General features: G+C 45.0%; 13 protein-coding genes and 2 pseudogenes. 7 read left to right on the forward strand and 8 right to left on the reverse strand.

Translation table 11 applies throughout. From position 1 onward, the window contains the following. Positions 1 to 576: 576 nt before the first annotated feature. The 7 genes from LKD46_RS06735 to dnaA all read right to left on the reverse strand — a co-directional run bounded on the left by LKD46_RS06735 (position 577) and on the right by dnaA (position 9,787). Positions 577 to 1,044 carry a DUF1002 domain-containing protein gene (locus tag LKD46_RS06735; RefSeq protein ID WP_015526559.1) on the reverse strand — a complete coding sequence of 156 codons (468 nt, stop codon included), beginning with the start codon at positions 1,042 to 1,044 and terminating at the stop codon, positions 577 to 579. A 425-nt stretch (positions 1,045 to 1,469) separates the two neighbouring features. Further along, on the reverse strand, positions 1,470 to 2,345 hold the full coding sequence (rsmA, locus tag LKD46_RS06740) for a 16S rRNA (adenine(1518)-N(6)/adenine(1519)-N(6))-dimethyltransferase RsmA (RefSeq protein ID WP_110103552.1): 876 nt from the start codon (positions 2,343 to 2,345) through the stop codon (positions 1,470 to 1,472). Between the two features lie 27 nt (positions 2,346 to 2,372). Then, positions 2,373 to 5,276 carry a hypothetical protein gene (locus tag LKD46_RS06745; RefSeq protein ID WP_146207160.1) on the reverse strand — a complete coding sequence of 968 codons (2,904 nt, stop codon included), beginning with the start codon at positions 5,274 to 5,276 and terminating at the stop codon, positions 2,373 to 2,375. 55 nt (positions 5,277 to 5,331) lie between these two features. Further along, positions 5,332 to 6,423, reverse strand: coding sequence for a DNA replication/repair protein RecF (gene recF / locus LKD46_RS06750; RefSeq protein ID WP_059086514.1), 1,092 nt, complete (start codon positions 6,421 to 6,423; stop codon positions 5,332 to 5,334). A 4-nt stretch (positions 6,424 to 6,427) separates the two neighbouring features. After that, positions 6,428 to 6,634: an RNA-binding S4 domain-containing protein gene (locus tag LKD46_RS06755; protein ID WP_021650164.1), complete on the reverse strand. Its 207-nt coding sequence runs from the start codon at positions 6,632 to 6,634 to the stop codon at positions 6,428 to 6,430. Positions 6,635 to 7,026: 392 nt separating this feature from the next. Further along, complete coding sequence (gene dnaN / locus LKD46_RS06760) at positions 7,027 to 8,142, reverse strand: DNA polymerase III subunit beta (protein WP_015526556.1); 1,116 nt, start codon at positions 8,140 to 8,142, stop codon at positions 7,027 to 7,029. Between the two features lie 277 nt (positions 8,143 to 8,419). Beyond that, a complete protein-coding gene (gene dnaA / locus LKD46_RS06765) occupies positions 8,420 to 9,787 on the reverse strand; it encodes a chromosomal replication initiator protein DnaA (RefSeq protein WP_015526555.1) in 1,368 nt (455 codons plus the stop codon). 572 nt (positions 9,788 to 10,359) lie between these two features. Here dnaA and rpmH point away from each other — a divergent pair. From rpmH to jag, 5 genes are all read left to right on the forward strand, one after another. Beyond that, positions 10,360 to 10,494 (forward strand): 50S ribosomal protein L34, encoded by a 135-nt coding sequence (rpmH, locus tag LKD46_RS06770; RefSeq protein ID WP_005423866.1) that lies wholly within the window; start codon positions 10,360 to 10,362, stop codon positions 10,492 to 10,494. Between the two features lie 82 nt (positions 10,495 to 10,576). Beyond that, complete coding sequence (rnpA, locus tag LKD46_RS06775) at positions 10,577 to 10,939, forward strand: ribonuclease P protein component (RefSeq protein WP_021650160.1); 363 nt, start codon at positions 10,577 to 10,579, stop codon at positions 10,937 to 10,939. Continuing rightward, positions 10,917 to 11,129, forward strand: coding sequence for a membrane protein insertion efficiency factor YidD (gene yidD / locus LKD46_RS06780; protein ID WP_092072376.1), 213 nt, complete (start codon positions 10,917 to 10,919; stop codon positions 11,127 to 11,129). Before rnpA ends, yidD begins: the two co-directional genes overlap by 23 nt. A gap of 134 nt (positions 11,130 to 11,263) precedes the next feature. Next, the gene (gene yidC, locus LKD46_RS06785; protein ID WP_227573946.1) at positions 11,264 to 12,586 is read left to right on the forward strand and encodes a membrane protein insertase YidC; all 1,323 of its coding nucleotides are present in this window, start codon (positions 11,264 to 11,266) and stop codon (positions 12,584 to 12,586) included. 21 nt (positions 12,587 to 12,607) lie between these two features. Beyond that, on the forward strand, positions 12,608 to 13,615 hold the full coding sequence (jag, locus tag LKD46_RS06790) for an RNA-binding cell elongation regulator Jag/EloR (protein WP_110103555.1): 1,008 nt from the start codon (positions 12,608 to 12,610) through the stop codon (positions 13,613 to 13,615). A 119-nt stretch (positions 13,616 to 13,734) separates the two neighbouring features. Here jag and LKD46_RS16740 read toward each other — a convergent pair. Further along, positions 13,735 to 13,926: pseudogene (locus tag LKD46_RS16740) on the reverse strand (DUF6783 domain-containing protein). On the opposite strand from LKD46_RS16740, the pseudogene LKD46_RS16745 reads away from it, so the two are divergent. Both LKD46_RS16745 and mnmE read left to right on the forward strand, forming a co-directional pair. Continuing rightward, a pseudogene (locus LKD46_RS16745) lies at positions 13,864 to 14,001 on the forward strand (DUF6783 domain-containing protein); the annotation flags it as partial. The pseudogenes LKD46_RS16740 and LKD46_RS16745 overlap by 63 nt on opposite strands. Before the next feature lie 168 nt (positions 14,002 to 14,169). Continuing rightward, entirely contained in the window at positions 14,170 to 15,546 is a 1,377-nt protein-coding gene (gene mnmE / locus LKD46_RS06795) for a tRNA uridine-5-carboxymethylaminomethyl(34) synthesis GTPase MnmE (RefSeq protein ID WP_022427294.1), read from the forward strand. The last annotated feature ends 110 nt before the right edge of the window (positions 15,547 to 15,656 follow it).

Consider the following 15,656-nt stretch of genomic DNA (forward strand, 5'->3'; position numbering starts at 1 on the left):
CCATCTGTCTGAGCCAGGTACGCATCAGCGTACATGGCGAGTTATGGGGCGCCCTGCACGGCAGAAGACTCAGACGCTTAGTATGACCCGGCGAAACGACCGCACCAGGCACGACCATGCAGCCGCCCCTCCGGCAGTCCGTCCGTCCCTCCCTCCCTCCATCCCCACCCACAAAAAAAAGAGCCCAAAAAAGGCCCAAAAACGAGGAGTGCCCCGGTAGTGGCTTACCGGGGCGATTATTATGAAAAAAATTGTATGTGTAATGATACAGATACACACCATTACAGCGTCTTTCGTAACGTTCTTTCGAACTATCCCTATACTACCAGACAAATATGAACAAACAATGAACATCTCGTAAACAATTAGCGCATTTGCACAATTTTTTTCAAAACACCCTCCCCCAATTTATAAAAACACCACATTCACAAACAAAACCAAAACCCTAAACATTGTACATATTGTACATCTCAACCAAACAAACCAACAACAACCCCAACAAAAGAGCCACAACCCTCACCCTCTAACTCAAACTCCATCTAAAACATCATCAAAAACACCAGCCATCACAAACCATCACCGCCGTGAAAGCATCCCCTTAATAAACTCAATCGCCTTCTCAAAAATATTCTTCACATCAGACTTCGTAACACCCATATCCTTCAAAGTACTATAAGCATCACTCACATACCCCTTGATCTGATCATCACTCATCTCAATCCCACGGAACTTACTGATAATATTAACCAGCGAACTCTTATCATCCTCATTAAGACTCACCCCAAAATGATCCGCAGCCTCATCGATCCCCTGAGAAATCTCATCATCCGTGATCTGGTTAGAATCAAAAAGCCCCTTCACATAAACAATGATATCCCCAACCTTATCCGGATCAGAAGCAAGAGACCCAACCTCATTATCCTTCAGGATCTCCTCCGCCTGACTCATAACAGAACCAGAATCAGACGCCATAACCATCATCGGAGATGTACATGAAATAACACCCGCAATAACCAAAGCTGTAACCTTGTTCAATCTTCTCATAATATTCAACCTCCATACGGGCACCAGCCCTTATCAAAAATTGCCTTTTACTATTTTTAACTATCTTTTACTGCCTTTTTATTACCTCATCATTACCTTTTCGACGCCCCTCAGTATACCACACACCCCCACCCCTCTGTAAACCGTAATTTTCCCCATTCCCACCCACACCATTCAGACTTTATGTCTATTACCAAAAATATATTCACAATATTTTCATATTTTAAACAAACTTTCCTAACATCTCATCAGTAAAATAAAAAATGTAAATTTTTCATTACTTACTTATGTCTGACACCTCAGACATAACCTCCTTTCTATGACAAATATATAGATCCGGACAGGAAACCTCTCCAACATTCCCGTCCGGAAACGCAAAAAGAACCCGGAACAGCTGCCCGGGCTCTTTTTGCGTTTATCATATATTAATTTTTCTCATCATAAATACAGTTGGCAAGCATCGCAAACTGCTCCAGCGTCAGCGCCTCACCCCTGATGTTCAGCGGAAGACCACACCTGTTGAACACATCCTCGATCTCCTCCTTACTCAGGGAAAAATCTCCGGAATTTCTGATCCCGTTCACAAGCGTCTTTCTCCTCTGGTTAAAAGATGCACGGATCAGACGGAACATAAGCCCCTCATCCTTCACATCCACCGGCGGCTTCTCATAACGCGTCAGCTTGATCACCGCACTTCCAACCTTCGGCCGCGGCATAAAACAGTTCGGCGGTACATTCGCAACGATCTCCGGCTTCGCATAATACTGCACAGCCAGGGAAAGAGCACCGTAATCCTTGGTACCGGGACCAACCTGCATACGGTCTGCAACCTCCTTCTGCACCATGACAGTGATCGAATCCACAGGAACATTCTTCTCAAAAAGCCCCATGATGATCGGAGTCGTAATGTAATACGGCAGATTCGCAACCACCTTCACAGGCTTACCGCCGTTTTTCTCATCTGCGATCTTTTTGATATCCGTTTTCAGGATATCGTTATTGATCACGGAAACATTATCCCAGTCCTTCAACGTATCCTTAAGGATCGGGATCAGCGAACTGTCGATCTCCACAGCAGCCACCTCTCTGGCAGCCTCCGCAAGATACTGGGTCATAGTTCCGATACCCGGACCGATCTCCAGTATAAAATCATCCTTCGTGATACCCGAAGACTCAATGATCTTTTCCAGAACATGCTCGTCGATCAGAAAATTCTGACCAAACCTTTTCTGGAAAACAAAATGATACTTTTGAAGGACTTCAATGGTATATTTCGGGTTACCAAGATAAGGTCTGGCCATATTTTTTACCTCTGCTTTTTCTTATTTTCAGCTGAAATCCTTTTCAAAAAGTACCGTGTAGCCATCACGGTCCACACGCTTCTTGGAACGCTTGAACAATCCGCTCTGAGCTCTCTCCATAGCCTTATCCAGCATGGTCTTCACAGTACCGATACACATCGGCTGATCCTCCTTCTGGTTGATCCCGATCAGATTATACAGAGCAAGCATGCCCATCTGGTCGATACGGAATCCATTCTCCATGGTATAGACCTTAGCGAAATTAACAAGTTCATCGTTTGTAAATACAGGAATGTTGATCATGGATGTAAACTTCTTCGCAAGCTTCGGATATCTTGCGATCAGCTTACGCATACCGATCTTTTCATCCTCCAGGATCACGATCATTCCCTTAGTGTTTCCGGTCATAGCTTCCTCAAGCTCATCTGCTGTTTCCTGGGAAAGCTGGTTTGCATCCTCGATAACAAGGAAACCGCCGGCAAGCTTGGATACGATCTCCGGAATATCCTTTCCGTTGAGATCATCCGCAAATATATAGGCAACCTTGGAAGCCTCGATATTCAGCTCTTTACAGATTGCCGGGATCAGACTTGAGATCAGTCTCGTCTTACCTGTTTCTCTGCCGCCCATAACGATCACATTTCCGGTCTGGGAGGTCTTGTCTGCTGCGCCCATCTGCACATCGCAGAGTACATCAAGCAGCTGTTCCTTCATTCCGGGAACTGTAACAAAATAGGTGAAAAGCTGTTTCTCTTCATCTGTGAGCTCTTTCTTTCTGGAAACGATCTTTGTAGGATCCTTTTCCGGATGGATCGTAGCGATAAATTTCTCAAGCTGCTCTTCCTCGCTGAGCTCCTCTTCCTCATCGTCCTCTTCCATGGCTTCATCAGAATCATCACCGATGAGACTGCTGATAAAATCATCCTCATTCTCGTCATCCTCATCCTGGAAGTCAAAGGCGTCATCACTGTATTCTTCTTCCTCATCAAGAAGATTTTCCTCTTCCGCTGAAGCCACCGGTTCCTCATGATGAAGCTTCGCTGAAGGCTCTGCTGCCGCCTTCTGCACCTGCTCCTCAGATTCCAGTGAAGGAATCTCCGGAAGCACATCCTCTTCTTCCACCGGCTTCTGTACTCCTGACGGACCATTCAGAAACTCTGCTTCTGCAGCCTGAAGATCCTCCTCAGTAACCGGCTCCTCATCTTCATCAAATACGATATCCGGAAGTCTGGTATCGGAAGTCTCCGTTACCTCTTCCTCCTGCTGAGCGGAGATCTGCGCCATGATATCCTCGATATCTGCCGCATCCGGCTCCTCCGGAACAAATTCATCAGCCGCAATATCCAGATCCTCAATACCTGCCGGCTCTTCCGTTACGTCGGACTGCTGGACATCCGGAGATTTCTCTTCCTCCGGGATATCGATTCCCTGCTGTGTAGCTGCTGCCAGAATAGTATCCTCCAGGTTGAAGTCCTTATCTTTATCCTTCCCGGACCTGTCACCTACAGATGCCGCAATATCCTCGATATTTCCGAAAATTCCGGACGCATCCGGGATCTCCGCGGAACTGCTTGCATTCTCCGGGTCCACATTGATCATGGACTTCGGGATCTTCAGCTCCGGCATACGGATCGTTGCGGAAAAATCAGGCTTGCCTTCCTCATTGAGCGGAACCCCTGCAGGCTTCTCCTCACTTTCCTCATTTCCGGCAGCCTTCTCCTTCATGATCTCTGCAACACTCTGGGACAAAGACATCTCTGTAGCTTTCTCAGCCTCAGCTTCTTCCGCTTCCTGATAAGCCTCTTCTTCCTCTTTATCCTGCTGTTCCTGAGCCTGCAGCTTCATACTTCCGGATGACAGGTTCTCAACACCGGATGCCAGCGGGATCTCATCCGCTTCCTGTCCGGAAAACTCATCCTGCTCTTCAGAAGGCTCATCCGAAGCTTCCTCGCTTCCTTCTGCCGCTTCGATCTCCTCAGAATCTGTAAACTCCTCTGACGGTTCTGCTGCCGCAGCAGTCTCAGCCTCCGGCGCTTCCGCCTGTTCCGTCACATCCTCAGAGCCTGTGGAAACCTCATCCTGCTCTTCATCCTGCGCAGCTTCTTTTTCCTCCATATCCTCTTCCGCAGATTTCTTATGTCCGCCAAAGATATCACGGAATCCCTTGGAAAGCTTCTCCTGGAATGTCTCCGCACTGTTCAGATCCCGCTCATCATCTACCTGGATGGTATCTGTGACCGGTTTTGCCTCCTCATACTCGCCGGATGCTTCCTTGCTCTCCCTGATCTCCTGCGCCTTTTCCGGCGGGATCAGCTTCGGGATAAAACGCTGTTCGTATTTCTCTTTCTCTTCGCCAGTGAGAACACCCATCCGCTGTTTCAGGTCAAGGGCCTTCATCACATAAGTTCCGTCATTGAACCAAAGGATCATCTCATTGCAGAGATCCAGGCACTTCTGCTTGTCTCCTGCCTTGTAATAGAGCTTGGCCAGCTCATAGGACCAGCGCTCCGTAAATTCCTTCTCCTTATATTCCTCAAGAATACGGATCTGTTCATTCAGAGATGCATTCTTCGCTCTGGCGATCTTATATTTCAGTATATACTGGCTGTTATCATTACCTGCCACTTCTCTGTATTCATCAAAGAATTCTGTGGCTTCACTGATCTGTCCCATTTTCAGAGAAACCTCGATCAGACGGTAAAGTATGTTCTTGCCGATCGGCGCTCTGTGGTAGGCAAGAAGAAAAATTTCCTTGCTCTCTTCATAGCGCTTGTTGGCCGCGTAGATCTCGCCCACTACACAAAGGGTACGGACGTTTTTCACACGACGCCAGTCAATGCTGTCCACAATCTGCATGGCGCCTTTGTAATCCTGGGTCTCGACCAGCTTATTGATCTGTCCCAGCTTAACGCGAAACTCCTCTTTATCCAAAATATTCACCAACTTTCCATAATCAGAATCAGTTTACCATATGCATACGGGCTTGTCAAAACCCTTTAGGCATATAAACATGCCCCTTTACCACCTGAAAAACCCTGTTGATCTTGAACTGATGGCTGACAAAATCATCCAGTCCTGTACAGGTGATCAGAGTCTGTATATCGTGGATACTTTCCAGCAGATATGTCTGCCTGCTGCTATCCAGCTCCGAAAGAACATCATCCAGCAGAAGCACCGGTGTATCCCGGATTTTTTTCTTCACCAGATAGATCTCCGAAAGCTTCAGGGAAAGGGCCGCAGTCCTCTGCTGCCCCTGGGAACCATACCTCCGGATGTCGATCCCGTTGACCTTTACGCAGAAATCATCTCTGTGCGGTCCCACGGAGGTCAGCTTCATCCGAAGATCCCGCTCCCGGTTCCGGGCAAGCTTATCCTCAAACTCTGCCGCCGTCACACTTGGCTCGTACAGGATCTCCAGCTCCTCGATCCCGCCGGTAAGGCCTTTATGAAGCCCCCTTGCGATCTCGTTAAGCTCCTCCACAAAGGCTTCCCGCTTCCCGATGATCTTCTTTCCGTAATCGACCATCTGCATATCCCAGACATCCAGGGTACTTTTCAGCCCGGGGTTCATATAACAGTCTTTGAGAAGACGGTTTCTCTGGTTCACGATGTGATTGTAGCCGGCCAGCTCCGTGATATAAACACCATCCAGCTGACAAAGCTCCGAATCCAGAAAACGTCTTCTCTCTCCCGGTCCATTCTTGATAATATTAAGATCCTCCGGAGAAAAAAACACCAGATTCACCACCCCCAGCAGCTCCCTTGCCTTGCGGATCGGCAGCCCGTTGATGGCAACTCCCTTTGCTTTGTTTTTCCGGAGGTGCATGTCTATTTTGTATGAAAGATCGCCCTTCTTCACCATCATTCGGATATGGGATTCCTCATTCTCAAAGCGGATCATCTCCCGGTCCTTGCTTCCCTTGTGGGATTTGCTGGTACCTGCCAGATAAACCGCCTCCAGGATATTGGTCTTTCCCTGGGCATTGTCGCCGTAGAGAATATTGGTGCCCTGATCAAAATTCATCTCCAGCGACTCATAATTCCTGAAATTATTCAGTCTGATGGATTCAATGTACATTCCTTCACCCGATCACATAAATATCTTTTCCATCGTAGGAAATGGTATCTCCAGGATGGATCTTGCGGCCACGGCGGTTCTCCACCTCACCGTTCACCAGTACCAGACCATCATTGATGGCATATTTCGCCTCAACGCCGTCCTCCACAACACCGGCCAGCTTCAGCGCCTGACCAAGCTTGATAAATTCGTCTTTAATTCTGATCTCCAATTTTTTCTCCTCTTATCTCCGGGGTATTTTCTCCGTCAGATCGATCTTTTCTGATCTTCTGGCGGTATTTAAAATCCCCAAAATACAAATTTCACCGGAAGGCGGTAATTTAAATACCCCCTTCCAGCAGTTTACGCATAAAACAATTTTCAGAACACGATCGCATTCCCATGCACAATCGGTCAAAAACGGTCACACATTTTTAGTGTATCCGTTTATATCAATCCTGATATCTGCCGTCAGGCTGTACGTGCCCTACGGACACTTACATATCCTGACTGCCGAGCTCAATTCTGTTCACAGCTTCAAGCATGTGCGTCTCACACGTACACTCACATTCCCGAAGCTGCTGCGTACATCTCTTGCCCCTTATTCCTTATATTTCCCAGGTCTTATCTGGCCTGATTCTGATTGATGTTTACAGGAAGGATCAGGTAAGTATAGTTCTCCTCATCGTCACGGATAAAGCATGGTGCCTTCGGATTTACAAGATAGATCGTCACGGTTTCATCATCAATAACACGAAGCGCATCGATCAGGAATTTCGGGTTGAAGCCGATCATGATATCCTTACCCTCTTTTTCAATATCGATCTCTTCATTCATGGAACCCATTGCAGAATCAATGCGCAGCTCCATATCATCGTCCGTGATGTTGATGATGATCGGTTTTTTATCAACCTCACGTACCAGAAGTGTGGCACGGTCGATACAATCCAGGAACTCTTTTTTGTTGATCTTCAGTTTTGTCTCATAATCACTGGATAGCATCTGGTCAATTCTGAAATATTCTCCCTCGATCAGTCTGGAAACTACCATAGTCTGATCAAATTCAAATAAAATATGGTTTTTTGTAAAGTAAATGCTGACCTGATCATCCACTTCTCCGGAAAGGATCTTGCTGACCTCGCTTAAAGTTTTGCCCGGAACTACCACCTTACGGTCAGAATAATCTTTCTTAAGGGACATTTTGCGGATAGAGATACGATGTCCGTCCAGAGAAACTACCTTCAGACAGTTATTTTTGATCTCAAAAAGTTCACCGGTCATAAGCTTATTGTTTTCATTTACAGCAATCGAAAAAATAGTCTGGCGGATCATTTCTTTCAGTGTGTACTGAGAGATCGTCAGCGGTTCATCCTTCTCGATCATCGGTAAATAAGCAAAATCTTCTCCTGATTTTCCAGGGATATTGAATTTTGCTTTTTCACAGGTAATGGTTGCTGCATATTTATCATCGGTCTTAATGGTAACATCATTATCCGGAAGTCGTCTGATGATTTCATAGAAGATTTTTGCATCAAGAGCAACTTTACCTTTTTCTTCAATAGTACCCTCAACGATGGTTTCAATTCCCAGCTCCATATCGTTGGTGGTAAATTTGATCTGGTTTGTGGTTGCATCCATGAGAATACATTCCAGGATTGGCATTGTGGTTTTTGATGGAACTGCTTTGAGTGCGATACTTACACTTTTTAACAGACTTGATTTGGAGCAGATGATTTTCATAGTGTGTATAACTCCCTTTCTGAACAATTTGTGGTTTTTATAAATATATTTATAGAAAAAATCCGCAGTAACCGCCGTAGGGGGCCAGATTTTGTGAAAAACTCCCGCAGGCCTGATGTTTTCAGGGGTTTTCCGTTGGGATAACTTTGTGTAAAAGTGGTATTTTCGCATGTGAATAACCCGGGGATAAAATTACCGCCGCGTTTTGGCAAAAAAGTTGTACACATCTCTCCACATACAATCAACACGTTATACACCAGTAATGTGGAAAACTTCCCTAACCTTGTGGATTAATCTTCTTTTTCAATATATCAATGGTATTTTTTAAGTTATCGTCGTTCTGCAATTCGTTTTCGATCTTTTCAATACCGTGCATAACGGTGGTATGGTCACGGTTTCCGAGCGCTTTTCCGATATTTTTCAAAGGTGTGGATATGATCTCACGGCAGAGATACATGGAAACCTGGCGGGGCATGACGATCTTGGAGTTTCGTTTGTTTCCGCTTAAGTCCGCAGGTGTGACTCCGTAATGCTCTGCAACAACGGAGATGATGTATTCCGGTGTGATCACTTTTTTCTCATCCGGAGAAATAATATCCTTCAGTGCCTGCTCTGCCAGCTCCAGAGTTACTTCCTTTTTCTCAAGCTTGGCTCCGGCCATGACCTTGTTGAAGGCACCTTCCAGCTCACGGATATTGGATTTGATATTGGTAGCGATATATTTGATAACATCTTCACTGATGTTGTAGCCGTTCATTTCTTCATTTTTATGAAGGATCGCCATTCGGGTTTCGTAATCAGGCAGCGTGATATCTGCGATCAGACCCCACTCGAACCGGGAACGGAAGCGCTCTTCCAGGATTTCCATATCCTTCGGTGGTTTATCAGAGGATATGATGATCTGCTTTTTGGCACTGTGAAGACTGTTAAATGTATGGAAAAATTCCTCCTGTGTGGATTCTTTTCCTATAATAAACTGAATATCATCGACAAGAAGAACGTCGATATTTCTGTATTTTTCACGGAATTTGCTCATTGCCGTGTTATTTCCGTTTCGGATGGTTTCGATCAGCTCGTTGGTAAATTCCTCACTGGTTACATACAAAACACGGCTGTTTTCGTCGTGTTCCAGAATGAAATGAGCGATGGAATGCATAAGATGCGTCTTACCAAGACCGGCTCCGCCATAGATAAACAGTGGATTGTAGGTATCTCCCGGTGATTCAGCAACTGCAAGAGCTGCGGCCTGGGCGAATTTGTTATTACTTCCTACAACGAAGGTGTCGAAGGTGTATTTTGGATTTAAATGCGCCTCTTCGTAACGTGTATCCTGAACCTGTTTATCATAAGAAGTGTTTTTTTCTGTTTTTTTGGGGAGATCTTTTTCCAGAACGAAGCGAACCTCGCATTCTTCCATGCCTGTCAGTACACAGATAGTAACCTGGAGGGGTATTTTGTAGCGTTTACTGATGTAATTGACTCCGATCGCTGCCTGTTCAGAGGGAACAACCACTGTTATCAGCTTTCCGTCAACCTCATAAACTTTCAGCGGCTTGAGCCAGGTATTAAAAGGGACATCAGTCACCTCATATTCAGATTTGACAGTTTGCAGGATCTCCTCCCATTTTTCAATAACAGCGTCCATTTTTTCCTCCCATGAGTATTATAATAACCCCAGTCTGCGACTGGAGATAGATATCCTTTTATATATTACAATGAAAATGGGGTTTTCGCAATGGAAAATCCTTGAGATTTTGGGGAAAAGAATGTGGATAATGTGAGGAAATTACTGTGGATTAGGGTGGATTATTGTGGATAAGAGTCCTGGAGGTTTCCATAAGTCGAGAATTGGTGGAAAATGTGGAAGAATTATGTGTATAAAAAAATCCACCTTAAAAATACCGCAAATAAAGGGTTTTTTTGAAAACGATGTGAACAAACCCTCCGAAAAAGTGGATAGATTTCTGGTCAATCCACAAGTTATCCACAAGTTATCCACAAAATGTGGATAATGTTACGTAAACCATAAGCGCTTTCCACATAAGAGAAAAAAATAAATACCGTAAGGTGGGGGTATTTTACAGAACCCTTGATTTTATTGGGTTTTTTGCAATTTTTACTTGACGAAAAGGAGGTTTATTTATATAATTGAAACGATGTTCTGAATGATAAGTTATTTCATAACAATTAAAAATAGATAAAGGAGGTGCTTTACCTATGAAGATGACATTTCAGCCAAAAAAGAGATCCAGAGCTAAAGTTCACGGCTTCAGAGCTCGCATGAGCACAAAGGGCGGACGTAAAGTATTAGCTGCAAGAAGATTAAAAGGAAGAAAACAGTTATCAGCATAAGCTGCAAGACCGCATTTATGTGGTCTTTTCTTCTATCCGGAGAAATATCCGCGCAGGCGGAATCTAATTAAGGAGGATTCGTTTGATCAGATCAGAGTCCTTAAAGAAAAATCAAGATTTTAAAGTTGTATATCAGAACGGAACATCGTACGCAAATCGGCTTCTGGTGATGTACGTGCTGAAGAATCAGCACATGAAGAATCGTCTGGGAATATCAGTAAGCAAAAAAGTAGGGAACAGTGTGGTTCGCCACAGACTCACCAGATTGATCAGAGAAAGCTATCGTCTCAACGAAACAGATTTTGACAGTAACCTTGATATTGTAGTAGTAGCGAGAGCCGCAGCCAAGGGCAAGAGCTTTCACGAGATCGAGAGTGCTTTTCTGCATCTTGCAAGAAAGCATCATATAACAGGGAATGAACATGATAAAGAAATTTCTGATTAAGATGATAAGGCTCTATCAAAAATATATATCGCCGATGAAGAGAACGAAATGTCCTTATATTCCCACATGTTCTCAATATGGTTTGGAAGCAATCGAAAAATATGGCGCATTTAAGGGCAGTCTTCTTGCGGTATGGAGGATACTGCGATGCAATCCTTTTTCCCACGGAGGCTATGACCCTGTGCCATGAATTATTTTGTGACTGTTCAGCCTTTTCCCGGGCAGAGCAGTTATCGGAATTTGTAACTATTCAGTACCTCCGCAGTTAGTGGACGAATGAATAGTTACCGGACTTTTACAATTGAATAAGAAGTCTAGGAGGAAATGAATTTGGAACTGTTTTTAGCAACAAAAACCGGAACTCCTATTATCGGACAGATCGCGTCTGTGATGGGATGGATCATGGATGGCATATATAAGATGCTTGACGGCCTGTTCGGAATCCAGAACATTGGTCTTTGTATCATTATCTTCAGTATTCTTATCTTTGCCTTTATGACACCGCTGCAGATCAAGCAGCAGAAATTCTCCAAGTTAAGTGCGATCATGCAGCCTGAGATCCAGAAGATCCAGAAGAAATATCAGGGTAAAAAGGATCAGGCCTCTATGATGAAAATGAACGAAGAAACCCAGGCTGTTTATCAGAAATATGGTGTTTCTCCAACCGGTAGCTGTGTACAGTTAGCCATTCAGATGCCTATTCTGTTTGCTCTGTATCAGGTTATCTACCGGATTCCTGCTTACGTTGGAAGTGTAAAGAACATTTTTACTGGTGTAGTTGAGAACCTGCTAGCTGTAAACGGATACACAGATATCCTGCAGCAGTTTATCACAGACCATTCCATGACACGAGTGCGTCTCGTTATGGACAGTGCCGGAAATGCTACAAGTAACTCTATTGTTGATTTTCTGTATGCACTTTCTCCTTCCCAGTGGAAAGAGCTGGCACAGATGGATCAGTTTTCAGGATTTTCTGATGCGATCACAAAAGCATCCGGCAATATTTCCAAGATGCAGGGCTTCTGTGGCCTGAATATCGCAGACCAGCCGCTGTACTATATCATGGAATTCTTCAAAAATCATGGTTCTCTGTTACTTGCGATCGTAGCACTTCTGATCCCGGTTCTTGCATGGGCAACTCAGATGCTGAACCTGAAGCTTATGCCACAGGCTGCAACACAGCCGGCAGACGGAAATGATCAGGCCAGTGCAATGGCAAACTCCATGAAAACCATGAACATGGTCATGCCTCTGATGTCTGCATTCTTCTGTTTCACATTCCCGGTTGGTCTTGGTATCTACTGGATCGCCAGTGCTGTCGTTCGAAGTGCCCAGCAGTTTGCGATCAATCGTCATCTTGATAAGATGAACATTGATGATCTGGTTAATGAGAATATGAAGAAGATCGAAGCGAAGCGTGCGAAGGAAGGACTTCCGCCGCAGAAGATCACCAATCAGGCTCATCAGTCCGCCAAGAATATCAATAAACCTGTGATCAATAAGGGCAACAGCGGAAACAATGGTGCTTCAGACAGAGCACAGAAGGTTGATACTGCTTATGAGAAGGCAAGAAGTGCAAAACCGGGCAGCATCACAGCTAAAGCAAATCTCGTAAGAGACTTTGATGAGAGAAATAAGAAGAAATAATCAGGAACGGAGGGGTTCGTAATGGAGGATTACATTCAGTTTTCAGCAAAAACAAAGAATGAAGCTATCACAAAAGCGTGTCTTGAGCTTGGAACTTCCAGTGACCAGCTTGATATTCAGGTTATCAGTGAAGGCAGCTCCGGATTCTTCGGAATCGGCAGCAAACCTGCCGTGATCAAAGTTCGCAGAATCGAGCCAGTTTCTGATATGCAGGAAATCGATGAACTGGTAGAGTCCGTGAAACTGGACGCTATCAAAGAAGAGAAGAAATTAGAAAAGCCTTTTACTCCGGATGTAAAGAAAGAATCTGCACCGAAAGCAGCTCCTGCAGAGGAGAAGAAGCCGGTGAAGAAAGAAGCTGTACAGGTGGAGAAGACATCCGAAGAAGCACCTGCAAAGGCAGCAGCACCAAAGGAAAGACCTGCAAGGGATTTCCAGGGCAAAGCAAAGCCTGCACGTGAGAAACAGCCAAGAGCTCCAAAGGAGCGTCAGCCGAAGGAAACACGTGAGAGAGCACCGAAGCAGGGCAGACCGATAGAGATCCTCAGCGATCCGGAGAAGATCAGAGAGGTTGAGGAGAGAGCAGTCGTATTTCTTCGTGACGTATTCGGCTCCATGGATCTTGGAGAAGTGGAGATCACATCGAAATACAACACTGCAGACGGTTCTCTGGATGTGGATTTTGAAGGTGAGGATATGGGTATCCTCATCGGAAAAAGAGGCCAGACACTGGATTCTCTTCAGTATCTGACAAGCCTTGTGGTAAACAAAGGCGAGTCTACCTACATTCGTGTAAAACTCGATACCGAGGACTACAGACGCCGTCGTAAGGAAACTCTGGAGAACCTTGCAAGGGGAATCGCCTTCAAGGTAAAGAAAACCAGAAAACCGGTAGTTCTGGAACCGATGAATCCGTACGAAAGAAGGATCATCCATGCATCTCTGCAGGGCAACCGCTATGTAGAGACAGTCAGTGAGGGAGAAGAACCTTACAGACATGTAGTAGTAAAACTGAAACGCAATAATTGATGATCCATCGGTAAAGCTATAAGCCGTATCCCGGAGCGTAAGCTCCGTGGGTACGGCTTTTTTGTATGGAACTGAAAATTAAAAATTATCATTGCAATCTCCGCAACAATTCTTTATAATCATTGAAGAGCAAATAACAAAAAGATATTTCTGCAGCGGACATCCGGAATGCAGAGATTAGAGCGTATTTGAAAAATCATTCCCGCAATCTGCACGCCCCACTTTGCGGTATATTTTGCCCGAATTCAGTTGCCGTAGCCCGCTACGGCGCCTTCATCCGGACAAAATCTCCCACAAATTGTGACGCACATCTTGCAGAAAGCCTTTTTCAAACACGCTCTAGCATTATAAATATGGAAACTGACAGAAGATGTTATTCTAGGTGAAAGCGTGAATAACACGTGTTTTTTGCGTGTAAAAAGCTTTTCCGGAGTAACATTTTTGCGTTTAACCGGATGCTTTTATCCGCTGGACTAGGATAAACGGCATGGCAGCGATCAGCTGCAGTGTGATATAGCGGATGCTTTTATCCGTTTGACAAAGGAGAGTGAAAAATGGAAGAGACAACGATTGCTGCGATTTCCACAGCCATGAGCGCATCGGGAATCGGGATCGTCAGGATCAGTGGCCCGGAGGCTTTTGAGATCGCATCCGGAGTATACCGTTCCAAGGGTGGAAAAAAATCTCTGAAAAACGTCCCAAGCCACACCATCCATTATGGATATATTTATGATAACGAAGAAATGGTAGACGAAGTGCTGGTCATGGCCATGCGCGGACCACGGACATACACAGGAGAAGATACCATAGAAATCGACTGCCACGGCGGCGTTTTAGCCATGAAAAAGGTACTGGAAACTGTGTTGAAAAACGGAGCCATTATTGCCGAGCCGGGAGAATTTACCAAGCGTGCATTCCTCAATGGAAGGATCGATCTTTCCCAGGCGGAGGCCGTTATGGACGTGATACAGTCCAAAAATGAGTACTCATTAAAGAATTCTGTAGGACAATTAAAAGGTTCGGTCCGAAAAACTGTACAGCAGATCAGAGAAAAACTACTGTACCATATAGCGTACATTGAATCGGCATTAGACGATCCGGAGCACTATGATTTGACAGGATATTCGGAAGAATTAGAGCAGATCGTAGCAGAAGAAAAAGAAAAAATACAGAACCTGTTAAAAACAGCCGGAGACGGAAAGATCATACAGGAAGGTATCCGGACCGTGATCCTGGGCAAGCCGAACGCAGGGAAATCTTCTCTGCTGAACCTGCTTCTGGGAGAGGACAGAGCCATCGTGACCGATATCGCAGGAACCACCAGAGACGTACTGGAAGAGTATATCAACCTGCATGGGATCACATTAAAGATCGCTGACACAGCTGGAATCCGCCAGACAGAAGACATCGTAGAGAAAATCGGCGTATCCAAAGCCAAGGAAATGGCAGCAGACGCAGACCTGATCCTCTATGTCGTAGATTCCTCCGTACCGTTAGATGAAAACGACGAAGAAATCATAAAAATTTTGCAAGAGAAAAAGACAATTGTTCTCTACAGCAAGACAGACCTTGAATCTGCTATAGATATAGAGGATTTAAAGAGCAGAATAAACCAGCCGGTGATCCCAATTTCCGCAAAAGAAGAAACCGGGATCACAGACCTGGAAGAAAAAATCCGGGAAATGTTCTTCAGTGGGGAGATTGACTTCAATGATGAAGTCTACATCACCAATGAACGCCACAGGCAGGAGCTTTTAAAAGCACAGGAAAGTCTTTCTCTGGTAGAAAATAGCATAGAAAGCGGAATGCCGGAGGATTTTTATTCCATAGACCTGACCGATGCATACGAAAGTCTGGGACGGATTCTGGGAGAATCACTTGGGGAAGACCTTGTTAATGAGATATTTTCTAAATTTTGTATGGGGAAATAATAACCGCATGGGCTGCGGAGGCCCCGGCCGAATGGCCGCATGGATTGCGGAACTCCGGCCGTATATGCCGCATGGATTGCGGAACTTCGACCGTATAACCGCATAGATTG

It is taken from the genome of Blautia fusiformis, from assembly GCF_020686995.1.
Taxonomy (GTDB): Bacteria; Bacillota; Clostridia; order Lachnospirales; family Lachnospiraceae; genus Blautia_A; species Blautia_A fusiformis.